The 24,092-nt window shown below is 66.3% G+C and carries 18 protein-coding genes, 2 tRNA genes and 2 pseudogenes; 12 read left to right on the forward strand and 10 right to left on the reverse strand.

The genetic code is table 11. From position 1 onward, the window contains the following. Window positions 1-13: 13 nt before the first annotated feature. Together NG701_RS10215 and NG701_RS10220 are read left to right on the forward strand one after the other, a co-directional pair. Window positions 14-871: pseudogene (locus NG701_RS10215) on the forward strand (TauD/TfdA dioxygenase family protein); the annotation flags it as partial. Next, entirely contained in the window at window positions 868-2,220 is a 1,353-nt protein-coding gene (locus NG701_RS10220) for an LLM class flavin-dependent oxidoreductase (RefSeq protein ID WP_308291938.1), read from the forward strand. The pseudogene NG701_RS10215 and the gene NG701_RS10220, both read left to right, overlap by 4 nt. A 159-nt stretch (window positions 2,221-2,379) precedes the next feature. Here the strand turns inward: NG701_RS10220 and NG701_RS10225 are convergent, their stop codons facing one another. The 3 genes and pseudogenes from NG701_RS10225 to NG701_RS10235 all read right to left on the reverse strand — a co-directional run bounded on the left by NG701_RS10225 (window position 2,380) and on the right by NG701_RS10235 (window position 8,162). Continuing rightward, window positions 2,380-6,921, reverse strand: coding sequence for an ExeM/NucH family extracellular endonuclease (locus NG701_RS10225; protein ID WP_252567100.1), 4,542 nt, complete (start codon window positions 6,919-6,921; stop codon window positions 2,380-2,382). A 238-nt stretch (window positions 6,922-7,159) separates the two neighbouring features. After that, window positions 7,160-7,926 (reverse strand): annotated as a pseudogene (locus NG701_RS10230) (VOC family protein). A 148-nt stretch (window positions 7,927-8,074) separates the two neighbouring features. After that, a tRNA-Ser gene (locus tag NG701_RS10235) sits at window positions 8,075-8,162 on the reverse strand. Between the two features lie 109 nt (window positions 8,163-8,271). On the opposite strand from NG701_RS10235, the gene NG701_RS10240 reads away from it, so the two are divergent. The 9 genes from NG701_RS10240 (at window position 8,272) to NG701_RS10280 (ending at window position 18,040) form a co-directional block, all read left to right on the forward strand. Further along, window positions 8,272-9,255 (forward strand): NAD(P)H-quinone oxidoreductase, encoded by a 984-nt coding sequence (locus tag NG701_RS10240; RefSeq protein WP_252567102.1) that lies wholly within the window; start codon window positions 8,272-8,274, stop codon window positions 9,253-9,255. 120 nt (window positions 9,256-9,375) lie between these two features. Continuing rightward, the gene (locus NG701_RS10245) at window positions 9,376-9,987 is read left to right on the forward strand and encodes a PadR family transcriptional regulator (protein WP_252567104.1); all 612 of its coding nucleotides are present in this window, start codon (window positions 9,376-9,378) and stop codon (window positions 9,985-9,987) included. Continuing rightward, window positions 9,984-10,721, forward strand: coding sequence for an ABC transporter ATP-binding protein (locus NG701_RS10250; protein ID WP_252567105.1), 738 nt, complete (start codon window positions 9,984-9,986; stop codon window positions 10,719-10,721). The genes NG701_RS10245 and NG701_RS10250 overlap by 4 nt, the downstream gene beginning before the upstream one ends. A 1-nt stretch (window position 10,722) precedes the next feature. Next, the gene (locus tag NG701_RS10255) at window positions 10,723-13,620 is read left to right on the forward strand and encodes a hypothetical protein (RefSeq protein WP_252567107.1); all 2,898 of its coding nucleotides are present in this window, start codon (window positions 10,723-10,725) and stop codon (window positions 13,618-13,620) included. 139 nt (window positions 13,621-13,759) lie between these two features. After that, complete coding sequence (locus tag NG701_RS10260; RefSeq protein ID WP_252567109.1) at window positions 13,760-14,044, forward strand: DUF1540 domain-containing protein; 285 nt, start codon at window positions 13,760-13,762, stop codon at window positions 14,042-14,044. Window positions 14,045-14,244: 200 nt separating this feature from the next. Continuing rightward, window positions 14,245-16,548, forward strand: coding sequence for a carbon starvation CstA family protein (locus NG701_RS10265; RefSeq protein WP_252567111.1), 2,304 nt, complete (start codon window positions 14,245-14,247; stop codon window positions 16,546-16,548). Further along, window positions 16,545-16,748 (forward strand): YbdD/YjiX family protein, encoded by a 204-nt coding sequence (locus NG701_RS10270; protein WP_252567113.1) that lies wholly within the window; start codon window positions 16,545-16,547, stop codon window positions 16,746-16,748. Before NG701_RS10265 ends, NG701_RS10270 begins: the two co-directional genes overlap by 4 nt. Window positions 16,749-16,847: 99 nt before the next feature. Next, on the forward strand, window positions 16,848-17,552 hold the full coding sequence (locus tag NG701_RS10275) for a bacterial proteasome activator family protein (protein WP_252567115.1): 705 nt from the start codon (window positions 16,848-16,850) through the stop codon (window positions 17,550-17,552). 8 nt (window positions 17,553-17,560) lie between these two features. Then, entirely contained in the window at window positions 17,561-18,040 is a 480-nt protein-coding gene (locus NG701_RS10280; RefSeq protein WP_252567117.1) for a hypothetical protein, read from the forward strand. A 20-nt stretch (window positions 18,041-18,060) separates the two neighbouring features. Here NG701_RS10280 and NG701_RS10285 read toward each other — a convergent pair whose 3' ends face one another. Together NG701_RS10285 and NG701_RS10290 are read right to left on the reverse strand one after the other, a co-directional pair. Next, window positions 18,061-18,246: a hypothetical protein gene (locus NG701_RS10285; RefSeq protein ID WP_252567119.1), complete on the reverse strand. Its 186-nt coding sequence runs from the start codon at window positions 18,244-18,246 to the stop codon at window positions 18,061-18,063. 39 nt (window positions 18,247-18,285) lie between these two features. Beyond that, window positions 18,286-19,269 carry a hypothetical protein gene (locus NG701_RS10290; RefSeq protein WP_252567121.1) on the reverse strand — a complete coding sequence of 328 codons (984 nt, stop codon included), beginning with the start codon at window positions 19,267-19,269 and terminating at the stop codon, window positions 18,286-18,288. A gap of 55 nt (window positions 19,270-19,324) precedes the next feature. Between NG701_RS10290 and NG701_RS10295 the strand changes: the two genes are divergently transcribed. After that, complete coding sequence (locus NG701_RS10295; protein ID WP_252567123.1) at window positions 19,325-19,822, forward strand: hypothetical protein; 498 nt, start codon at window positions 19,325-19,327, stop codon at window positions 19,820-19,822. Between the two features lie 40 nt (window positions 19,823-19,862). Here the strand turns inward: NG701_RS10295 and NG701_RS20985 are convergent, their stop codons facing one another. From NG701_RS20985 to tmk, 5 genes are all read right to left on the reverse strand, one after another. Continuing rightward, complete coding sequence (locus NG701_RS20985) at window positions 19,863-20,216, reverse strand: zinc-binding dehydrogenase (RefSeq protein WP_308292593.1); 354 nt, start codon at window positions 20,214-20,216, stop codon at window positions 19,863-19,865. Window positions 20,217-20,476: 260 nt separating this feature from the next. Continuing rightward, window positions 20,477-20,549, reverse strand: a tRNA-Thr gene (locus NG701_RS10305). A gap of 108 nt (window positions 20,550-20,657) precedes the next feature. Then, window positions 20,658-22,223, reverse strand: coding sequence for an alpha/beta hydrolase (locus NG701_RS10310; RefSeq protein WP_252567127.1), 1,566 nt, complete (start codon window positions 22,221-22,223; stop codon window positions 20,658-20,660). A gap of 21 nt (window positions 22,224-22,244) precedes the next feature. Further along, window positions 22,245-23,387, reverse strand: a complete 1,143-nt coding sequence (locus tag NG701_RS10315) for a DNA polymerase III subunit delta' (RefSeq protein WP_252567129.1) — start codon at window positions 23,385-23,387, stop codon at window positions 22,245-22,247. Further along, a complete protein-coding gene (gene tmk, locus NG701_RS10320; protein WP_252567131.1) occupies window positions 23,384-24,040 on the reverse strand; it encodes a dTMP kinase in 657 nt (218 codons plus the stop codon). The genes NG701_RS10315 and tmk overlap by 4 nt, the downstream gene beginning before the upstream one ends. Window positions 24,041-24,092: the final 52 nt, after the last annotated feature.

Consider the following 24,092-nt stretch of genomic DNA (forward strand, 5'->3'; position numbering starts at 1 on the left):
TGAGATAGTCCCCACCGTGGCGCAGCTCCGGGACGCCCTGAACATGCACAAGGCCCTGGTCTTCCGGGAAGCGAACATCCGCACTGACGAAGACCAGGTGCGTTTCGCCAGCCGCTTCGGTCCGCTCACCAAGGCCCACCCCACGGTGGCCTCCGTGGACGGAAAACCCGCGGTCCTGCCGGTGGACAGCGAAAACGGCAGTGCCAACAACTGGCACACCGACGTGACCTTTGTGGTCAATCCGCCGCAGGCCTCCACCCTGCGCAGCATCACCCTGCCGGGCTACGGCGGGGAGACCCTGATCGCGTCATCGGCCGGGGCCTACCAGGACCTGCCGGAGGAGCTGCGGAACTTCACCGACACCCTCTGGGCCATCCACACCAACGACTACGACTACTCCGTGCCCAAGAACCTGGAACACGCCAACGCCGACGAACGGCGCAAGGAGTTCACCAGGATCCACTTCGAATCCGCCCACCCTGTAGTGCGGGTCCACCCGCTGACCGGCGAGCGCGGATTGTTCATTGGGGGCTTCGCGCAGCGGCTGCGGATTGTTGGCCTCTCCAACACCGAGTCCAAGGACATCCTGCGCCTCCTGCAGGCCTACGTCACCCGCCCGGAGAACGTGGTGCGCGTGAACTGGGAGCCGAACCAGCTGGTCCTGTTCGACAACCGCATCACGCAGCACTACGCCCCGGACAACTACGACGGCCAGCCCCGCCAGCTCAATCGCGTGACCATCGCCGGTGACCTTCCCCGGGGCGTGGATGGGCGCAGCAGCACGTCCATCAAGGGCGACTCGTCCACATACTCCGAGACCGTCGTCGTTCCTGAGGCAGTTGCCCGCGAAGCAGCCGAGGTTCGAGCGTGAGTGCCACGGCGGGAGGCTCCAGGCAGCTGCACCTGAACGCCTTCCTGATGAGCACCGGCCACCACGAGGCGTCGTGGCGGCTGCCGGAGAGCAACAGCTTCGCCGGCACGGACGTTGCCCACTTCCAGCGGCTGGCCCAGACGGCAGAGCGCGGCAAGCTGGACTCGATCTTCTTCGCCGATTCCCCGGTGCTGCACGGAAACGTGGCCCAGCGGCCGTACGGCAGCCTCGAACCCACCGTGTTGCTCGCCGCCATCGCAGCCGTCACGGAGCGGATCGGCCTGATCGCCACCGCCTCCACGACCTACAACGAGCCGTACAACCTGGCGCGGCGCTTCGCCTCCGTAGACCACATCAGCGGCGGCAGGACGGGCTGGAACGTGGTGACCACGGCGGGAGACGCGGCCGCCAGGAACTTCTCCCTCGCCGGCCAGCCCGCCCACTCGCAGCGGTACGAGCGGGCTGCGGAATTCCTGGATGTGGCCAAGAAGCTCTGGGACAGCTGGGAGGATGGCGCCGTGGTGGCGGACAAGGACGCCGGCGTCTGGGCGGACAGTTCGCGCGTGCATCCGGTGAACCACCAAGGCCCGCATTTCCAGGTGGAGGGCGGCCTGGATGTGCCCAGATCCGGCCAGGGGCACCCGGTGATTGTCCAGGCCGGCTCTTCCGAGAACGGCAAGGACTTTGCGGCGCGGTACGCGGAGGCGGTCTTCACGGCGCACCAGACCCTGGCGGCTGCCCAGGACTTCTACGCCGACCTGAAAAGACGGACGACGGCGGCGGGCCGGGACCCGCGGTCCATCAAGATCCTGCCGGGGATTGTTCCGGTCATCGGCGCCACTGAGGCTGAGGCCCTCAAGCTGGAACGGGAGCTGGACGAGCTGATACTGCCGGAGCACGCGGTACGGCAGTTGGCCAATCTGCTCCGCGTCTCGCCGGAATCCCTGAAACTGGATGGCCAGCTGCCGGCCGACCTCCCGTCGGAGGACGAGATCGAGGGCGCCAAGAGCCGCTACACGCTGGTGGTGAACCTCGCCCGCAGCGAACACCTGACTGTCCGGCAGCTCATCGGCCGGCTCGGCGGGGGCCGCGGGCACCGTACCTTCGCGGGAACGCCGGAGCAGGTGGCCGATGCCATCCAGCACTGGTTCCAGTCCGGCGCCGCCGACGGGTTCAACATCATGCCGCCCGTGCTGCCCGCCGGCCTGGACATCTTTGTGGACCATGTGGTTCCCATCCTCCAGGACCGCGGGCTGTTCCGGCGCGAATACACCGGGCGCACGCTGCGGGGGCACTTTGGGCTGGCCGTCCCGGCCAACTCCTTTGAGCGGGTGCCGCAGCCCGCCTGACGCCCCCACCCCGACCCACCCCGAGAGTTTTTGTCCAGATAATGGCCTCTGAGCCGCCGGGAAACCGGATTATCTGGACAAAACTCGGGGAAAGCGAAGGTGCCCCTCCCCAGCTGATTCAGTCGGGGCGGGGCACCTCTGGTTAATACTGACCCGCGCTTAGCCGCGCAGGCAGTGCTGGTACTGGATCCAGGCAACGCCGTAACGGATCCACCCCAGGACGTCGTACCACTTGGTGGGCGGTACCGGTGCCGTGCAGACCGGCGGCACCGGTCCGCTGGCAGCGACCTGGACAGCAGCCTTCACCACGGTGCCGGACTCGGCGGCCGTGAGCGTCAGGGTTCCGGTCCCCGCGGCAGCACCAGCAGGAACGACGAGATTCATGGCGGCAGCGCCCGCAGAAACCGGGATGGTGCCGAAGCCCGTCACGGTCCCGGCGCTGTCGGTGAACACCGCAGCCAGGGAGGTATTGATCGGGCTGCCCAGCGAGGTGAGGTCCAGTTTGGAAACCGCCAGGGTGATGGCGTCCCCGGCCTTGACCTCGGCTGCCGTGGTGTTCACTACGGCCACCGTCCGCCGGGCGAAGTCCGGCGACACGGGGTTGTGGGCCTGCAGGTACCTGATCCAGGCGTCCCGGTCCACCAGACCCGAATCCTTGGTGCCGGTGCCGTCCTTGAAGACCCGGAAGTTGTCGCCACCGGTGGTCAGGAAGCTGAACGTCCCGATCCGGTAGGACTTCGCCGGATCGATCAGGGCACCGGCCACCCGGATGGAGGTGATCCGGTCACCGGCGGCGCGGGTTGCGTCGTACGTGTAGTTGACGTTCTTGGACAGGCCCAGCTGCTGGTAGGCGCGGCTGGGGACCGTGCCGTCAGCATTGGTCTGCCACTGCTGCTCCAGGAGTGCCTTGAACTGCGCACCGGTCAGGGACGTGGTCCACAGGTTGTTCACAAACGGCAGGACCGAGTTGGCCTCCGCGTAGGTGATGGTGCCGTCCGGGGCGTAGTACAGCTCATTGCGGAGGCCGCCGGGATTGACGACGCCGATTTCCGCGGCGCCCAGCTCAGTAGGCTGGAGCGACTCCAACAGTGAGTCGGCCACCAGATTGCCCAGCGTGGATTCGCTGGCACGGTCATCGCGCTTGGCGGGTCCGCCGGCGGGGTCCGCGGTGAACGCTGTGGTGATATCAGCGGTCAGCGCACCCACCGGCTGGTTTCCGATCGCGGCGGCGTCGGCCAGGGCCCTCTGCACAATGGCATCTACCGCTGCAACCCGCGGGTAAGCGGCTACGAGGCCGGCGGCGGCATCTGTGGTCCTCTTGACGTTCCCGGCCTTCGAGGCGGTGACTTCCATGGTGGCCGTATCCACCGTGAGCTGGATCTGGCCGATGTTCTCGCCGTAATTGCCGGTCTGGACAATCGGACGGGTCTTTTTGTCGGTCCCGGGGACCGGTGCGTTCCAGGCGTATTCCTTGTGTGTGTGGCCGGTGAAGATGGCGTCCACGTCGGCCGAGGTTTCGGTGACCAGCTTCGCGAACGGGCCGCCCGCTGCCACTTCCTGCTCGAGGGTGGCGCCGTCCGGCGTCCCTGACCCGGCGCCGTCGTGGTTTTCCGCGATGATCACGTCGGCGAGGTTCTCCGACGTGATTTTGGCAGTCACGCGGTTGATGGCGTCCACGGGATCGCCGAATTCAAGATCGGCGATCCCGGCGGGCGTCACCAGGGACGGGACTTCCTGGGTGACGGTGCCGATGACGGCCACCTTCACTCCGTCCATGTCCAGCACCGTGTATTCCGGCAGGACCGGTTCGGTGGTCCCCTTTTTGTATACGTTCGCCGCGAGCAGCGGGAACGTGGCGTTGGTGCCGCCCGCGATGACGCGGTCGCGCAGGTCCGCCCAGCCGCCGTCGAACTCGTGGTTGCCCACGGCGGAAGCGTCCAGCTCCAGCGCGTTCAGCACATCGATGGTGGGCTGGTCCTTGGCAACAGCCGAGGCGAACAGTGATGCCCCGATGTTGTCGCCGGCCGACAGGAAGGCCGTGGCCCCGGGGGCGGCGGCGCGCAGCTTCTCGATGGTGCCGGCGAACAGCACCGTGTTGGTGTCGATGCGGCCATGGAAATCGTTGATGCCCAGGAAGTTCAGCTCAACACTGGCCGGCGTGACCGGGCCGGCAGGCAGGTCCAGGCCCACCACCACAGGATCGTGGTCGCTGGCGCGGTACTGGTCCGGCGCATAGTAGTTGGTCACGTTGTTGTTATACCTGCTGTACTCCAGCGCCACGGACTCTACGGAGTTGATGTTCCAGATGTCCGCACCGGTGACCACTGCATCAGCGCCCGGGGAGGCCAGGATGTGGTCCAGCGAACCCACCAGTCCGCCGAAAAGGTAGGAGTGCTTCGCGGAGCCGTCGGCGTTCTTCGCTTTGCCGTCCTGGTTGACGTAGCCGGCGTCCGTGAAGACATTCATCGGGTCTTCCTGGGCGTAGGAGTTGAAGTCGCCGATCAGGAAAACCTTGTCCGTGCCCTTGGTTGCCTGCAGCCCGGCGGCGAAGTCCAGGAGCGACTTGGCCTGGGCGGTGCGGGCGAGGTTGGACGCGCCCTGGCCCTTGTCCGTGTCATCCGGCGTTGCTGCCGAACCCTTGGACTTGAAGTGGTTGGCGATGGCGATGAACTTCTTGTCGTCCCCGGCGCCTACCGGCTTGAACACCTGCGCCAGCGGCTTGCGGGCGTTGGCGAAGGCGACGGTGTCGTTGTGGATGATGGACTCTTCCACAGGTTCAGCCGCGGCCTTCTTGAAAATGAACGCGGTGCGGATCATGTCCTCGTCCGCCAGCGGGGGAGCGTTGGCGGGTGTCCGCACGTAGTCCCAGATGCCGGGGGTCGCGATGTTGAGGGCGTCCACCAGTTTGGCCAGGGCGTCGTCGCGGTCCTTGCCGAACTGGGCGGAGTTTTCAATTTCCATGAGGGACACCACGTCGGCGCCGGTCTTGGTGATCGCGGCGACGATCTTGTCCTGCTGGCGGAGGAAGTTCTCCGCGTTTGCCGCGCCGCGGGCATCGCAGCCGCCCTGGACCGTGATGGGGTTGCCGTCGCGGTCCTTGTAGAAGGAACAGCCCGTGAGGGTGTCGCCGGTGGTGGGGAAGTAGTTCAGCACGTTGAAGGAGGCGATCTTCAGGTTGCCGCCCACGCTGGCGGGAGCCTCGGTCCGGGTGGCGCCGAAGCTGGCCGGCTGGACCGTGCCCTTGTTGACCTCGGTGAGATGGGTCAGCGGCTGGAACTTCCAGGCGTTGTTGGCGTAGCTGAGCACCACGTTGGTAGCGAACGTCACCGGCGAGCCCACCCGGACCGGGTCCGCGGCCGTCAGGTACGGCAGCACCTGGGCCTTGGTGGCGGCGTCCTTGAGGAAATTGGTGGTGGAGCCGTCGTCGAGCTTGATGCCACGGGCAGCGTTGTCCGCCACGGCGGCCTGGTATCCGGCCGAGCCGTAACGCGCGACGGCGGTGGGCTGCACCAGCGTGGTGGTCCCGCCGGAGAGGCCGATCTCGCCGTACTGGTTCAGCGAGTAGGTGTCGGTGACGGTGACCGGCCCTTGCGGTGCCAGCAGCATGCCCTCAAGTGCCTCGCGGAAGGACTCGGCCGCCGGGAGCGTGAAGACGGTGGCCTTCACCTCGGCCGCGGCGTCGCTGAGCTTGGTCAGCCCGGCGGCATCCGCCACGCTGACCTGGGTCATGCCGAAGAACTCGGACACCGTGCCGGTGACTTCCACGAAGTCGCCGATCTGCACGGATCCTGCGGTGGCAGGGGAGTAGACAAAAACAGCGTCCGACGCCGTGTGGCTGGCCGGGGTGAGGTCGCCGCCGGTACCAGGGGTCTGGACGTAGTAGCCGGCGAAACCGCCGGTGGGGAAGGCCGCGGTGACTTTGCCGCGTGTTGTCACGGCAGTGCCGGCCAGCGGACTGGCCGTACCGGTGCCCTGGATTTCGGCAATCGTTTTGGTGCCCGGGCCCGGGTCCGGCGTTGGATCCGGATCAGGATCCACGGTGCCGCCCGCCGCCGTCGGCGTGACGGCGGTGTTCAGCGTGAAGTCTGCCCGGTTGCTGTTGCTGTCCGTCCCGGCACTGCGGTTCAGGCTCTTGACGTCGGTGTTGCTGGCGGGCGCTACGGCGGCCTGCGTTTCAAAGGTGTTGGAGGAACCGTAGCCGAGGAGGTCTGCCACGCCGGCCGGTTCAACAACCGAGCCGGTGGCGAGCGTGGCGGCTGTGGCCTGCTTCGCCAGGACGATGGTGCCGGCGGAGCCGCTGAAGTTCAGGGAGGTCGCCACAAAATCCGGAGCCGGCAGGTCTGCACCCTCAACCCCGCCGTTGTTGCTGCCGCCCTTGATGAGGTAGTGGCCCTTGGCAGGGATGGAACCGGTGAGGGCAGCCACGCTGGTGGGCGCCGCAGTTCCGGTGCCTGAACGGTACTGGACTGACCAGCCGTCCAGGGACACCGCGGCGTCGGAGGTGTTGTAGAGCTCAACGAATTTACTCTTGTACGCTGCGCCGGAACTGCCGCCGCTCAGGTAGGCCTCGTTGATGACAACCGGTGAAGTGCCGGCAGGTGCTGCGTCGACGGCGAAGGCGGGGACCGCTGCCAACGGAGTGGCGATAAGCCCCGCAGATACCGCTGTTCCCAGCGCTAATTTCCAAGGTGAATGGTGCATCCGCTCTACTTTCATAGGGGTGTCCCGGTAGGGGACCCGATGGAGTGTGTCCGGGTTGTACCGACGGATAGTGACCGGAATCCACGCGTCATGAGGTGGTGTCCGGCACAGCAAAGCAGCGCCGAATGAACGCAAGGTTGATGGTGAGTGCATTCGGCGAAACGTCCGTGGGGCAAAACAATACCGGCCGGTAGCTTCAATGGAAGCTGTCGGCCGGTATTTCGTCGAAGGAATTTACTTATGTGATGATCTTGAACATTGCGCCGGTGGGATCGGCCAGCGAGGCGAGGCGGCCGAACGGCGAGTCCTCCGGCCCGTCAATGACGGTGGCTCTGAGCGAAACGGCCTTCTCAATCGAAGCGTCCGCATCTTCGACGTTGAAGTAGATCTGCCAATTGGACGGAACGTCAGCCGGCAGATACCCGGAGGCGTCCATGCTGCCTGCCCTGGCGGAGTCCCCGGCGCCCAGGGCGGTGTCCCGGAAGTCCGGTGTATCGCTCATAACATCCGTGTCCCAGTTGATACTTCCCGGTAGAACTTCACGGCGGCGTCGTAGTCCTTGGTGTGGAGCTTGTGCCATGCGGCAGCGCCGGGCTCGGCTACGAGCTCATATCCCTTCATCTCGCGCGGCTGCCACACGCCGATTGCCGCGCCGGCGGCGTCGCCGAAGATGGCCATGTGGCCCTGTTCCGGAACATCCATGGGCGGCATGTAGACCTGGCCGCCGTTGGCCGCGACGGCGGACGCGGTGGCCTCGGCGTCGTCCGAGCGCAGGTACGTGGACCAGACGTCAGGCATGCCTGCCTGGTCCTCGTCCTTCTGCATGAGTCCGGCCACGGTCTTGCCGTTCTTCCGTGCGGTGGTGTAACCGCCGTACTTCTCCTCGTCTCCGGTCTCGTACTCCCAGCCGAAGAGTTCGCCATAGAACTGGCGTGCCTTGTCGATGTCTGACGTCATGAGGTCGATCCAGCAGGGTGCGCCGGGGGTGATCTCGGGTGAAGGCATGATGGGCTCTTACTGTCGATGGGTGGCAACAGGAACGACCCTATGTCCGGGCTCCGACAGTTTCAATGGTTCAGCTCCGGCGGACCCTGTGCCGGTTAAACGAAGAAGCCCCGGTCCGCCATCATGTGGCGTACCGGGGTTCCATTCGCGGAAGGTAAGAGATTCGAACTCTTGGTACGGGGTTACCGCACACTAGTTTTCAAGACTAGCTCCTTCGGCCGCTCGGACAACCTTCCCTAACGAGTAGTGTTTCATAGGCAGTTGGCTGCAACAAAACAGAGTCTGCCGTGCGTCCGGTGCACACTGGTTCTGGGGCACGAATCAGCTAGAAAACGGGAGTTCTCCATGAAAGCCGTCTACATTGCAGAACCCGGTGGTCCGGAGGTTCTGGAAGTCCGCGAAGTGGACGCGCCGGTGCCCGGGCAGGGCGAGGTGTTGATCGACGTTGTCGCCGCCGGCCTGAACCGGGCGGACGTGCAGCAGCGCAGGGGCTTCTACCCGCCCCCGCCCGGCGCGTCCGAGATCCCGGGGCTGGAAGTCTCGGGGCGGATCGCCGGTTTCGGTCCCGGCGTCACCAAGGCATTCTCCGTGGGGGACAAGGTGGTGGCGCTGCTGGCTGGCGGAGGCTATGCGGAGCAGGTTGCGGTGCCGGCGGAGCAGGTCCTGCGGATTCCCGACGGCGTTGATGTGGTCACCGCTGCGTCGCTGCCGGAAGTCGCAGCCACGGTCTACTCCAACCTGATCATGACGGCGCAGCTGCAGGCCGGTGAAACTGTCCTGATCCACGGCGCCACGGGCGGGATCGGCACCATGGCCATCCAGCTGGCCAAGGCATTCGGGGCCAAGGTGGCCACCACTGCGGGAAGCGCGGAAAAGGTGGGGACCGCGAAGGCTTTCCTGGGCGCGGACATCGCCATCAACTACACGGAAGAGGACTTTCCGGAAAGCCTCCGGCGGCAGAACGGCGGGAAGGGTGCCGACGTGATCCTCGACGTTGTGGGTGCCAAGTACCTGGCGCAGAACGTTGATGCGCTCGCGGACTACGGCCGGCTCATTGTCATCGGCCTGCAGGGCGGGGCCAAGGGTGAGCTGGATCTCGGCCAGCTCCTGCGGAAGCGCGCGGCAGTGGTTGCCACGGCCCTGAGGCCGCGCCCGGTGGCGGAAAAGGGTGCCATCATGAACGCCGTGCGCGAATCCGTGTGGCCCCTCATCACGGACGGCCGGATTCGCCCGCTGGTGGCCAAGACCTTCCCGCTGGACCAGGTTGCGGCCGCCCACCGGTACTTCGACAGCGGCGACCATGTGGGCAAGATCCTGCTGGTTATGTAGGCCGGGTAGATACTGAGTATTGCTTTGCGCCGCGGACTGGGTTAGCCTCACTCTATACGCGGTATGCATGGGTCTTGGGGGTCCGTGCATACCGACGCTGACGCCACCGCTAGGAGCATCATGTCCATCCGCCACAGCCTCCTTGCCCTGCTGCAGGACCAGCCGCGTTACGGCTACCAGCTCAGGGTTGAGTTTGAGAACCGCACCGGGTCCACCTGGCCCCTGAACATCGGGCAGGTGTACACCACGCTGGACAGGCTGGAACGCGACGGCCTGGTCAGCAATGACGGCAGTGACGGCGAAGGCCACGTGGTCTACAGCATCACCCACGCCGGCACGGCGGAAGTTCAGAACTGGTTTGCCGCCCCCGTGGAGCGCAACAACCCGCCCCGGAACGAGCTGGCCATCAAACTGGCGCTCGCGGTCACGCTGCCGGGCGTGGATGTGCAGGCCATCATCCAGGCCCAGCGGGTGGCGTCCATCCGGGCGCTGCAGGACTACACCAAGGCCCGCCGCGACACGGCCGCCAACCAGCGGGCGGCGGATACCGCCTGGCTGCTGGTGCTGGACTCGCTGATCTTCCAGACGGAAGCGGAGGTCCGCTGGCTGGACCTCTGCGAGGCGCGGATGCTGCAGCAGGCGCAGACCGCGGGCCAGGCCACACCACGTAAATCGTCCAACGGGGTCACTGTGGAAGAGGCTGCCCCCCTCATCGCGGACATCCGCCGGTGAGCGTCCAGGGGCCGCAGCAGGTCCTGGAACTCGCCAGGGTCAGCAGGACGTTCGGTGAAGGCGCGACGGCGGTCGCCGCGTTGCGCGAGGTAGACCTCAGTATCAGAGCCGGAGAGTTCGTCGCAGTGATGGGTCCGTCAGGTTCCGGGAAATCCTCCCTCCTGGCGCTGGCCGGGGGACTTGACCGGCCGACGTCGGGCGGTGTCTTTGTGGAATCAACACCCCTGGGCGGGCTGGGACTGAACGAACTCGCCCGGTTGCGCCGCCGCGCCGTTGGCTACGTCTTCCAGGACTTCAACCTTGTCCCCACCCTGACGGCTGCCGAGAACGTGGCGCTGCCGCTGGAGTTGGACGGGACGGCCACCAGGAAGGCGCAACGCCAGGCCCTCGATGCGCTGCGGCAGGTGGGCATCCCGGAACTCGCGGACCGCTTTATGGACCAGATGTCCGGCGGACAGCAGCAGCGGGTGGCCATCGCGCGGGCCATCGTGGGCGACCGCCGGCTGATCCTGGCCGACGAACCCACGGGAGCCCTGGATTCCACCACCGGCCACGGCGTGATGGAAGTGCTCCGCGGACGTGCCGATGCCGGTGCGGCCGTGATGCTGGTGACCCATGAGGCCCGGCATGCCGCGTGGGCTGACCGGGTGGTGTTCCTCCGGGACGGCCGGATCGTGGACCAGGCAGCTGCCATGCACGATCCCGCCATGCTACTCGCCCAGGCCGGCAACTGACGTGGCACTCACCCTCGATCCGGCGCCCGGCGGGCGCCGGCAGGCTTTCCGCGTCGCCGTGCGGATGGCGCGGCGCGATATCCGCCGCCACAAAGGGCGTTCCCTTCTGATCATCTTGCTGATCATGCTCCCCGTGGCGGGAATGACCGGGGCGGCCACACTGGTCCAGAGCACGCAGGAGACCGCAGCCGAGCGCGTGCAGTACCAGCTCGGCACCACCCAGGCGCGGTTCCGGCCCATGCCCATGGCCAACGGCGTCATGGTCCAGCACCCGGTCGAAGAGCTGCAGATCACCACGAACGACTGGGACAGCAACCCTGACTTCACGCCGAGTGATCCGCAGGACGCGATTCCGGCCGGCTACGACGTGCTCACAGAATCCACCCTCGACCTCACCGCCGAGTCGGGTGCGGCGCACGTGCGTGTGGTGGGCCGGGCAGTGGACGCCATAGCCCCGGCATTTGCCGGAAAATACACCCTGCTGGACGGCAGGGCCCCCGGGACTGATGCCGAGATGCTCGTATCGCCGGGGCTGCTGGAGCGGTTCGGGCTGGAACTGGGGGAGGAACTGGCGACGTCGGCCGGGACGTTTGTTGCGGTCGGAACGCTCCGCGATGCGGGCTATTCGGACAGCAACTCCATCGTCTACCTCAAGCCCGGCCAGGGCAGCGTGGGCACCCCGGCGCCGCCAGCCTCCACTGGTCCGGCGCCAACCGCGTCGGCCATCAAGGCCACCATGTATTACCTGGTGGGTTCCGAGCCGGTGACCTGGAGCCAGATCCTGGCGGCCAACGCCGTGGGTGTCACCGTGCTGTCCAGGTCCGTTGTGCTGAACCCGCCGCCTCAAGACGAACGCGGGCCGGAAGGCGCAGGGACCTCGTCCAGCGCGTCGCTGCCGCTCTCCACCTACGCGGCCGGGGCGCTCCTGGGTGCCCTCGCACTGCTGGAGGTGGGCCTGCTGGCGGGAGCCGCGTTTGCCGTGGGCGCCAAGGGGCAGGTCCGGGAGCTGGCCCTGCTCGCCGCGACGGGGGCCGAAAGCCCCACCATCCGCTCGGTGGTGATGGCGGCTGGCCTGTGGCTCGGCGGCCTTGGCGTAGCGGCTGGCGCTGCGGTGGGACTGGCCGCAGCCGCCGGGGTGGTGTTCGTTGCGCGCCTTAACGGATCGGTCCGTTTCCCGGGCTTCCATCCGGACGCGTTGTTGACGGTCCTGGTGATGATCATGGGCTTTGTGGCGTGCCTGTTGGCTGCCTTGGCCCCGGCGCGGCAGGTGGCGCGCCAGGCTGTTCTGGGCGCGCTCAAATCGGGGCGGGCGCCGGCGTCGGCCGGCAAGGCGTCCACCGTGGTGGGTGCTGTCCTGCTGGGCGTGGCCGCCGTGTCACTTGCCGGCGGCACGTGGTTTGCCGTCAGCAGCGAAGACCCGGACGTGTTCAGCTCAAGGACGCCGGTGATTGCCTGGTTCCTGCTGGGTGGCGCGGTACTGGGCGTTACGGCCCTGGTCCTGCTGACCGGCAAGATGGTGGCCCTCCTTGCCAAGCGTGCCGGACGCCTTCCGCTGGCTGCGCGCATGGCCGCCCGGGACTCTTCCCGCAACCGCAGCCGAACTGTACCCGCTGTTGCCGCCGTCCTTGCCGCTGCCACCCTGGCCAGTGCCGGCATGGTGCTGGCCGCCAGCCAGCAGGCGAGCGAGCAGCAAAACCACTACTGGTCCGCGTTGAAGAACCAGGCAGTACTGCCGTTGTCCGTGTGGCAGCCTCCACTGGCTGACGGCACAATGCCGGACCCGGCGCGGATTGATCCTGCTGCCGTGGTGTCCGCCCTGAATGGAGCGGTGGATACCGTCGAATGGACCAGCGTGCTGCGCACAGCCGCCATCCGGAACTGCGATATGCGGCCCGAACTGGCCGACGCGTCGCCCGCGCAGACGCCGACGACGAGCTGCCTCCAATACTCGCTGGCCACACCCGAAGGTAACGCATGCCCTGTTACGGCCGGCCAGCGTGTCCTGGATCCGGAGGATTGGCGCTGCCGGGGAGCGATGCGTCCGTACGAGACGCAGGGAAGTGTTGACTCCATCATCGTCGGAACTGCCGATGACGTGGAAAGGCTGTTCGGAACGGCGCCCACGGCGGAAGCCCGCGACGTGCTGGCGGCCGGGGGAATGGTAGTTAGCAACCCCGTGTTCGTCCGCGACGGGCAGGCGTCGCTGGTGGCGCGTGACGTGCGCAAGCCCGCGCGCGCCGACCCCGCCACAGGCGCCTTCCAGGGCTACGAGGAGACGGGGCGGACGAAAGTGGCTGCGGCCGTGCTGGAGCCCGAAGTGAAGGTGCAATACTACGGCGTAGTGTCCCCGGAGGCTGCGGTGGCGGCCGGCATGCGTGTGGATGACAGCGAACTGCTGATCCAGTTCAGCGCCTACCCCGATGCCGTCCAGATGGACAAAATGTCCGAAGCGCTCGCCGGCATCTACAAGGACCGCTTCGGGACCCCGTATGTGGAGCGCGGAGCGGAGCAGGACGCCTCGCTGATCCTCTGGTCCATCGTGGGCCTGGGTGCGCTCATCACGCTCAGCGCGGCAGGCATCACCACGGGCCTGTCCATGGCCGACTCGCGGAAAGACCACGTGACCCTTGCCGGTGTGGGTGCCGCCCCGCGTTTGCGGAAGGCGCTCGCAGGTTCGCAGGCACTGATGACGGCGGGGCTCGGAACCGTGTTGGGAAGTGTTGCCGGGATAGTGCCCGCCGTGCTGCTGGTGACCGCGACCGGGATAGGGGGGACCGCCGTCGTTCCCTGGCTCCAGCTCGTGGCGCTGCTGATCGCAGTGCCGCTCACCGGTGCGGCCCTGGCTTGGCTGTTTACCCGGGCGAGGCTTCCGGTGTCCCGCCGGGAGGTGGGGACCTGAGGGGTCTGCCGCGGCAGCTGAGTGGGGGCGGGTCGGAATTAGGTCACACAGTTGGGTCTTTTTGATTGGACGCAACAGGCCTACCGTGGGACTCAGGACGCCGTCCGTCCCGGACGGCCGAAGTACGGAGGAACCTCTTATGACAACACATGTTGCCGATTGCAGTGTTACCCGTTGCTCGTTTAATGACCACGAAGGCTGTACGGCCCACGCCATCACGGTTGGCGGGAGCAAAGACCACGCCAGCTGCGCCACGTTCATCGACACCGGCACACACGGCGGGCTGCCCAAGGTCCTGGCAGATGTCGGAGCCTGCCAGCGCTCCGAGTGCATCCACAACGACCACCTGATGTGCAACGCCCCCGAAGTCCATGTGGGCCCCGGTGCTGACAACGCGGACTGCCTCACTTACGCACACGCGTAGCCACGGCTCCCGCCCGGGACTAATCACGAAGGCCTCCGTCCAGGAAACCCTGAACGGGGGCTTCTGTGCGCTCGGCGCCTCCCGTCCGCCGTTCACCGCAATGACACGCGGCGCGGGCACGATGCCGCCTCCTCGTTGGTGCGGCATTGGTAGGGTGCCTTTGAGCAACTCACAGAAGCACCAAATCTCAAGGAGGAGACATGGCCAGCAGGCCTGACGAACCGGTACGTGCAGCGAAAGGAAGCGGCCCGTTGACCGCCGATCCGAAGCTTCCGCCAACGGCCGTGGACGAGGCCGTCCGCGAGGCTGAGGACAAGAAATGGACCCCGGCCAAGATCGCCTTGTGGGCAGCCATCGCCCTGCTTGGCGGCGTCGCCTGGTTCATGCTGGCCATCGTCCGGGGCGAGACCGTCAACGCGATCTGGTTCGTTTTTGCCTCCGTCTGTACCTACCTGATCGGTTACCGTTTCTACTCCAAGGTGATCGAACGCCTCATCACCAAGCCGGATGACCGCCGCGCCACGCCGGCGGAATACAAGGCTGACGGCAAGGACTACGTCCGCACAGACCGCAACGTGCTGTTCGGCCACCACTTCGCCGCCATCGCCGGCGCCGGCCCGCTGGTCGGGCCCATCATCGCGGCCCAGATGGGCTACCTCCCCGGCACCATCTGGATCATCATCGGCGTTGTGCTCGCAGGCGCCGTCCAGGACTACCTCGTGATGTTCTTCTCCATGCGCCGCGGCGGCCGTTCCCTCGGCCAGATGGCCCGCGAAGAACTGGGTGTCATCGGCGGAACGGCAGCACTGATCGCCACGCTGCTCATCATGGTGATCATCGTGGCGATCCTCGCGCTCGTCGTCGTCAACGCCCTGGGCGAAAGCCCGTGGGGCGTGTTCTCGGTGGGTATGACTATCCCGATTGCGCTGTTTATGGGCGTTTACCTGCGCTACATCCGGCCGGGCAAGATCATGGAAGTCTCCTTGATCGGCTTTGTGCTCCTGATGGCCGCCATCATCGGCGGCGGCCTGGTGGCGGAGACCGAATGGGGTTCCGCGTTCTTCACCCTGGACAAGGTGACCATTGCCTGGGGCCTCATTGTCTATGGCTTCATCGCCGCCATCCTTCCGGTCTGGCTGCTTTTGGCCCCCCGCGACTACCTCTCCACGTTCATGAAGATCGGCGTGATCGTGATGCTGGCGCTGGCCATCATCGTGGTCCGCCCGGAGATCACTGTCCCGGCCTTCAGCGAGTTCGCCAGCAGGGACAACGGGCCGGTCTTCCCCGGCGCCCTGTTCCCGTTCCTGTTTGTCACCATTGCCTGCGGGGCGCTATCCGGCTTCCACGCCCTGATCTCCTCGGGCACTACCCCGAAACTGATCGAGAAGGAACGCCAGACCCGCTTCATCGGCTACGGCGGCATGCTGATGGAGTCGTTTGTGGCCATCATGGCGCTGGTCGCGGCCATCTCCATTGACCGCGGGCTCTACTTCGCCATGAACTCCCCGGCCGCCCTGACCGGCGGCACGGTGGAAACCGCGGCGGCCTGGGTCAACGGCCTTGGCCTTTCCGGGGTCAACGTCAGCCCGGCCATGCTCGCGGAAACGGCAGCCAACGTCGGCGAGCAAAGCATTGTGTCCCGGACCGGTGGTGCGCCCACGCTCGCCGTCGGCCTCGCCCACATCATGCAGCAGTTCATCGGCGGCACGGCCCTGATGGCGTTCTGGTATCACTTCGCCATCATGTTCGAGGCGCTGTTTATCCTCACCGCGGTCGACGCCGGTACACGCGTTGCGCGCTTCATGCTGCAGGACTCCATCGGCAACTTCATCCCGAAGTTCAAGGAGCACTCGTGGCGGCCGGGAGCCTGGCTGTGCACCGCCGTTATGGTGGCCGCCTGGGGTGCAGTGCTGCTCATGGGCGTGACCGATCCGCTGGGTGGCATCAACACGCTGTTCCCGCTGTTCGGCATCGCCAACCAGCTGCTGGCCGCGATCGCGCTGTCCGTGTGCCTGGCGATCGTCGCCAAGCGGGGGACATTCAAGTACCTTTGGATCGTTGCAGTGCCGCTGGCCTTCGCGGCGGTGGTGACCATCACCGCGAGTTACCAGAAGATCTTCTCCTCAACGCCCGCCGTCGGCTACTTCGCCAACAATGCAGCCTTCAGCAAGGCACTCGCGGATGGCAAGACCGAGTTCGGCTCAGCCAAGAGCGTTGCCGCCATGGAAGCCGTGGTGCGCAACACCGCGATCCAGGGCTGGCTGTCCGTCATCTTTGTGGTGCTCAGCATCATCGTCATCGCCATGGCGCTGGTGGCCACCATTAAGGCCTTCCGCAACCATTCCGCAGGGATCCCGAACATCGACAACGAGGATGAGGCCCGGCCGTCAAAGGTCTTCGCGCCCGCCAGCCTGATCCCCACACCCGCAGAACGTGAGCTGCTGGCCGAGTGGAACAAGCTGCCGGCCGAGCTGCGGTTCGAAAGGGCAGGTCACCACAAATGAGCCCCGGTCTGGCCGCGGTCGCAACATGGTTCCGGAGTTTCGCCCGGTACCTCGGCGGCGTGCTCGGTGCTGATGCGTACGCCAAGTACCTGGAGCACTACCACGCGGCCGGACACGGGGAGCCACCGCTGACGGAACGCGAGTTCTGGCGGGACCGGACGGACCGCCAGGACTCCAACCCGCAGGGCCGGTGCTGCTGACGCTGACGGCCGGCCAGCCTTCATCGGCTGGCCGGCTGCATCAACTGGGCTGCTTCATCACCTGGACTGCCCGTCCTCGGCTCGTGAGAGTATGAACGCATGAGCGATCCGACAGACACTCAGCCTGATGATGTCCCCGTTGAGGGCAGGACCCTCGACAACGGCGAACCGGCCATGCCGGCTTCGGGCAGCCCGGCTGGAGCCGGCGCCGGTCCCGGCGCCGGTCCCGGCGCAGCTGGTCCGGTCACAACCGGCCCGGCGGCTTCAAGCACGTCACTCGGGGGCAAGGCCAAGCGCAGCAACCTGCAGGACCTCGTGGACGAGCCCGCGAAAGTCATGCGGATCGGCACCATGATCCGGCAGCTCCTGGCAGAGGTTAAGTCGGCACCGCTGGACGACGCCGCGCGCGAACGCCTGGCCGAGATCCACGAACGTTCCATCAAGGAGTTGGAGGACGGGCTGGCACCGGAGCTCGTTGAAGAACTGGAACGGATCAGCCTGCCCTTCCCGGAGAACACCACACCGTCCGACGCCGAGCTTCGGATCGCCCAGGCGCAGCTGGTGGGGTGGCTGGAAGGCCTCTTCCACGGCATCCAGACGGCCATCGCCGCCCAGCATGCCGCACGTGAGCAGGCCGCCGCGCAGATGCACCTGAAGCAGCTTCCGCCGGGCACCATGATCGCCCCTGGTGTGGTTATCGGGGAGAACGGCGAGCCGCAGAGGGCCGCCGCCGGCCAGCATTCCGGTCCGGTGCCGTCAGGCCGGCCGGAGGACCCGGACCACGGTCCCGGCCAGTACCTCTAGGGTCCTGCATGGGATTCTTTACGGCCGCCCGCCAAGGGCGCAAGGACGATGCTGAGCTGGGCAAGGGCCTTTGGCGCCGCGCCCACGATCGTTTCCACCGTGGCCTGGACCGCTATCACCAGGTCCTCGAAGGTGTCGAAGAAGAGCAGCTTTATGCGGAACTCGTGGAAGTCGCGAACGAACTGGCGGGGCTCCTGGAACGTGTCCGTGTTGTTTGCGTCGAGGCCCAGCGGCGTTCGCCCAGTGAGGGGCTGGACATTCCTGGAGACTTGGCCGGTGTGCACCGGTCGCTGTCGAAGGCAGGCAATTCACTGGCTACCACCGCCGAGGCTGCAGCCATGCTGCGGCTCGCCGTCGGTCCCGTGCCGGTGGGGGCGGCCTCGGTACGCCGCCGCGCGGAATCAGTTTTCGAGCAGGTGGCTGACGCCGAACGCCGGCTCGCCGAGGACGCTGCAGCCGGCGGCCAGCCCGAAAGCCGTTCCGGCTGAGCGGTATTTCAGGCTAAGCGTCAGGCGGCGATCCGGGCCTGCCCCACGGCAACAGCGTCGATGACGGCCCACGATTCCTCGCTGCCGCAGTTCCGGCTGGCAAAACGCTCGGCGTCCTTCAGGGAATCGAAGCTTTCACTGCTGATCCGGCCGCAATCGGCGTCGAAGTACGTGACGTGAAATTCCTGTGCAAGTTGGTTTTCCATAAATCCAGTCTGCAACCGGCGTCTGACAATAACCGTTCATCAGTCCCGCGTGTCGCCCACGCGTAGCACCCGCTCCTGCGCGAGCATGGCCGAACGCCTGGCCTTATCGGCTGCCCGGGCCGCCTGCCTGGCCTCGGCTGCCGCCGTGCCCAAGTTTTTCCTGGCGCATTCCAGCTGCTCCTCCGCGGCTTTGAGCCGGTCGCGGAGCTCGCGTGTTTCGCGGGTCAGGTCCGCGACTTCGGCCTCCGTGTCTGCCAGCTGCCTTTGCCGGTCCGCGGCCAGCCGGGCCGACTCCTCCTCTGCTGCCTTGGCCTCGCCCAAGGCAGCGCTGGCCTTCTCCAGGGCCGAGGGGGACGCCGGCCGCGGAGTCTCCCGGACAGCCTTGAGGAGCGGCTGGTCCGCTGGTTTGCGTGTGCTAGGTTCCGCCGTCGTCCGTTCTTCTTCTTTTTCCGGCACAGTGGACGGTGGCTGTATGGGACGGCCCTGTGTGGTGGCGCGCGGCGCCGGCACTGCCCCGGGCACTGCTACGGCCCCATCGAGATCAACAGTGTCCACGCCGTCGGCGGACAGTGCCTGGACCAGCAGTCCGCTCTGGACGGCGGCGGTGGCACCTTCGTCGGCCGTCATCGCCTGCAGGGTGCGCTCGACGTCGGCGGCGATGGTGGCGCTGATGCTGCGCCCCTGACGTTCTGCAAGGGAGCGGGCGGTGTCGACGGCGGTCCCCAGCAGTCTGCGGCGCTCCCGCGCCAGTTCCCGGAGGGCGGCGGCGTCGAGGGATGCATGGGCCGACCGCATCCGTTGGCCGAGCTCGGAAAGCTGCGCGAGCACTCCTGGCTCATGGATGGCCAGCATGTTGACGGCCCAGGCCGCCGCTGACGGTTTTGGCAAGGCCTTGACGGCGGCCGGGAGCTCCTTCCCGGAACCGGCGGCTGCCTTGGCTGCGGCGGTCCGGGCAGCCACAAATTCCTCGAAAGGCAGGGCGTACAGTTCGAACGCGATAGCCGCCAGCGCCCTGTCATCCATGCACGCCATCATAGGGGCAGCGAAGGCTCCCATTCCCGCCGCCTAGACTGGCCGCATGAGAAGAGTGTGGGGGCTCCTTGTCCGGCCGGCGGTTCTGATGTTGGCAGTCTGCATTCCGGTGGCTGGCTGCTCAACCGCCTGTCCGGCCATCGGGTGGGTCAACTCCATCACGGTTGAACTGGCGGGTGCCGTCTCGCGTGTGGATACCGTGCAGCTGTGCGCCGATGGCGCATGTTCGGAGCTGCGACCGGAGCCTGGGACTGCAACACCCCGGATTGTCGTGACAACACCGCTGGATGCCAGGGCTTCGCCCACCCCGGAAGCCCAGCCGACCATGGCCCCGTTTAACGCTGAAAGGATCGACGCCGATACCTGGCGGTTCACCGTCAGCATGAGCTCCCCGGACCACGTGACCGCAAAAGCGCTGTCTGCAACGGGCGAGGTCCTCGCCGAGAAGGAAGCCGACCTGGACTGGAAGCGAGTGGGCGGCTCAGCCCAATGCGGCGGTCCCTTGGAAGCTTCGCCGGTCGAGCTCACGATCCCGAACGGCTGAGGGCACTCTGGCCACTCAATGCGCTTTGGCAGGCAGTCCGTCAAGCGTTCAGGTCATTGACCGGAGACACACGCAGGACGATATCTCCCCTCTTGCGGCCGGTGTCGACCATGCGGTGCGCTGCAGCGATTTCAGGGAGTTCGTAGGTCCGGTCGATCACCGCCTGGTATTGGCCGGAGGCCGCAAGGTTTACCAGGAATGACAAGTCCTCCTCTGTGTGGTTGCTGCCGATCAGGGCAACTTTTGCCGGTGCGCCATCGTCGGACCGGTGCGAAGGACGGCGCCTTTGAGATCGAATATGACGAGGAGGAGCGACCCGCCCGGTTTGATCACCTTTTCCACTCGTTCGAACGGAGCATTCTCGATACAGTCCATGATCACGTTTTATCGTCACGCGTTTTAACGCCAGGATGTTATGCCCAGGAAGGCGACGTCGTACCCCGACCGGTTCGACAGATCACGTGCAGCGGCAGAACCTGGTACCAGCAATAGTTCGTCCATGGCCGGACATTAGCAGTTGAGGATGACGGCGGGATGAATTTCGGTGGACCACAGGGAAACTTCCCGCAGCGGCGCAGTCCAATGCGGCGGGCTGTCGGAGCTTAACCAGCGAAAAACCCCCTAAAAACCTTGGTTTCTAGGGGGTTTATCCCGAGCTTCCTATCAGAATCGAACTGATGACCTTTTCATTACGAGTGAAACGCTCTACCGACTGAGCTAAGGAAGCACCGCACAAATCGCCCGGCGTAACCGGGCGGTTCATGCAAGAGTCAACTGTAATAGAGTCCCTGCGCCCGGGTCAAAATGGGCGCCCCAAACACCTCAGCAGAAGTCCTCAGCAGACGGTGTTGTCGGCGGGAACCGTTCCGTCCACAAGGTACTTGTCAACGGCGTCTTCGAGGCAGCTGTTGGCCCGGCCGTAGGCGGTGTGGCCCTCTCCCTGCCAGGTCAGCAGGGAGGCGTTGCCCAGCTGTTTGCGCAGGGATGCGGCCCATTCCACGGGGGTGGCAGGGTCGCCGGTGGTTCCGATAACCACGATGGGAGCGTCGCCGGTGTATTCCACCGGGGCGGGGGTCCGCAGGTTCTTATACGGCCAGTCCACACAGTTGGTGCCGCCGTAGGCGAAGAAGTAGCCCAGGGTGGGGGAGGCCTGCATAAGCTGTTGCTGTTCCGCGCGCATGGCGGCAGTATCGGACACCATGGGGTAGTCCAGGCAGTTGATGGCGCCGAAGGCGAAGGTGGAGTTGGACGTGTACTTCCCGTCGGCGCCGCGGTCAGCGCCGAGGTCCGCCAGACGGAGCATCAGGCTGGCGTCACCGTTCAGTGCAGCTTCGAGGGCCTGGGTCAGGGCGGGCCAGCTCTGGTCGTTATACAGCGGAGTGATGAGGCCGCTGACGAACATCGTGGCGTTCACCAGGCGGCCGTCCTTGGCTTGCCAAGGTGTGTTCTGGACGGCGGTGATGAGGTCGCGGATCTGCTGGACTCCGCTGTCCACGTTCCCGCTGAGCGGGCACGAGGATTCCTGCTGGCAACTGGCCACGTAGGCCCTGATGGCTTTTTCGAAGGCCACGGCCTGGCCGCTGGTCAGCTCCTCGTTGCTGATGGACGGATCCAGGGCGCCATCCAGGACCATACGGCCCACGTTGTCCGGGAACAGCGTGGCGTAGGTTGAACCGAGGAACGTTCCGTAGGAGTACCCCAGGTAATTGAGCTTCGAGTCATTGACCACGGCCCGCAGGATGTCCAGGTCCTTGGCCGCGCTGACCGTGTCGACGTGGCCCAGTACCGGACCCGTCTTGGCGGCGCACTGCGCGGCGATTGCCTTGTTATCGGTCAACGCGGCGGCAAGCCCTGCATCGGTATCGAGGGCGTAGACCTTTGCCCGGGATGCGTCCCGTTCGGCATCCGTCAGGCACGTAACAGGGGCGGAGCGTTTGACGCCCCTCGGATCAAAGCCCACCAGGTCATAGTTGGCCCGGACAGACTGCGAGAAGTGCGTTCCGGCCGCATCCTTGACGAAGTCGTAGCCGGACCCGCCCGGACCGCCCGGGTTGACCAGCAGGCTGCCGGTTTTCTTGCCCGTGCTGGGAGCCCGCAGCGCAGCTATCTGGATCGTGTCGCCGTCCGGCTTCGCGTAGTCCATCGGCACGGTGACCTTGGCGCACTGGAAGCCGTTTTCGCAGGGCTCCCACACAACCTCTTGGGCGTAGAAGGTGTCCAAGCCGGCGGGCGCGGACGCCACGATAGCAGGGTCTGCCTTCGCCGTAGCGGGGGCCGCGTCCGGGGTGTCCCCGCCAAAGAGGCCGCACGAGGCCAGCGTCAGGGCCAGGATCAGGGCGCCGGCAGCCCGCAGCCCGATCACCAGGGATCGGGAGCGTGCGGGCAGGGGGCGTGCAGTCATCGAGCGGTCTCCTAGTAGTTGCTAGATCAGGCTGGCTGCCATGGACTCAATGGTCAACAGCGGTGCAACGTTGGTGGTGGTGATGCGTTGGCGGGCTTTGTTGATGGCGTCCATGCGGGCGAGGGTGGTGTCCGGGGCAGACCGGGCGGCGAATTCCTCCAGCTCACCCCTGAGCTCAACGTTTACCAGCTCCACGGCGTTCCCGAGCTGGATGATCAGCACGTCCCGGTAGAACGACAGGAGGTCCGTCAGCGTCCGGTCCAGGGAGTCCGTGATGGATCGCTTGGCCCGCCGTTTCTGGTCGTCTTCAAGCTGCCTGACCTGGCTGCGCATGGTCGGCGGAAGCGTCCCTGACTCCGGGGCCCCCAGGGTGGCCAGCAGCGAAGCCTTCTCGGCGGCGTCGCGCTCTTCATTTGAACTGTTGGCTTCGGCGGTGGCGATCTTCACCAGCTTGTCGGCCATCATCACCGCCGCGGTCACGCCGCGCAGACCCAGGGGGAACCTCACCGTTTCCAGCCGGCGTTCCCTCGCTTCAGGGTCCTGCGCCAGCCGGCGGGCGATCCCCACATGGCTTTGCGCCGCGCGGGCAGCGCGTTCGGCCAGCGCCGGGTCCACGCCGTCGCGCTTGACGAGCAAAGCGGCGACGTCGGCGGCTGGCGGCAGCCGCAATGCCACGGCCCGGCAGCGCGAACGGATGGTCACCAGGACATCGGCGGGCGACGGCGCGCACAGCATCCAGATGGTCCGCGGCGTGGGTTCCTCGATGGCCTTCAGCAGCACATTGGTGGTCCGCTCGGCCATGCGGTCGGCGTCTTCCACCACAATGATCCGCCAGCGCCCGGACGACGGCCGGTTGCCCGCTTTGGATACCAGGTCGCGGGCTTCATCGATGGTGATGGTGACCTTCTCGGTCCTGACGTACGTCACGTCCGAATGGGTCTCGCCGAGGATGGTCAGGCAGGCGGGACACTCCCCGCAGCCGCGCCTGGCCACGTCGTCCTGATCGCAGTTGAGGGCGGCCGCGAAGGCCTTCGCGGCGTTGGAACGCCCGGATCCGGGCGGGCCCGTGAACAGCCAGGCATGGGTCAGTCCCTCGCCCCGCGAGGCATGGCGGAGCTGTTCGACGACGGCGGGCTGGCCCTGAAGGTCGTCCCAGACAGTCATGCGGCGCCCCGGCCTGCAGACGCGAGCAGGTCATCCACGCGGGTGAGGATCCGCGCGGACAGTTCGTTGACGGGCAGATCCGCCGGCAGGACAAGATACGTATCCGGCCGGCTGGCGGCCAGTTCGAGGAACGCCCCGCGGATTGTTGAATGGAATGCATCGGCCTCTGACTCAAGGCGGTCTTCGGCGGCGTCGCCGGCTGTGCGGCGGCGGCGGCCGTCAGCGGGATCCACGTCCAGCAACACCGTGAGGTCGGGCTGCAGCCCCGACGTCGCCCATTCGTTGAGGGTACGCACGGCGTCGGTGCCCAGATCGCGGCCGGCCCCCTGGTAAGCGACGGAGGAATCAATGTAGCGGTCCGTCAGAACAACCTCGCCGCGTTCCAATGCCGGGCGGATGACCTGGCTGGCATGGGCCGCGCGGGAGGCAGCAAAGATGAGGGCCTCGGTGTGGGCGTCGATGTGGCCGTGGCCGTGGTCCAGGACCAGGGAACGCAGTTTTTCGCCAATGGGCGTCCCGCCGGGTTCGCGGGTCCGCAGGACCGTGAGGCCACGTGTTTCCAGGGTCTCGGCAAGCCGGGCCGCCTGGGTGGACTTGCCGGCGCCGTCGCCGCCCTCGAAGGCGATGAAAAGTCCAGGGCTGTTGGTGGTCACTGCTCAAGACTACCGACTTCGGACGCCGCCGCACGTCCAAGTACGCTTTCTC

The sequence above is a fragment of the Pseudarthrobacter cellobiosi genome (genome assembly GCF_023913815.1).
GTDB classification, from domain to species: domain Bacteria; phylum Actinomycetota; class Actinomycetes; order Actinomycetales; family Micrococcaceae; genus Arthrobacter; species Arthrobacter cellobiosi.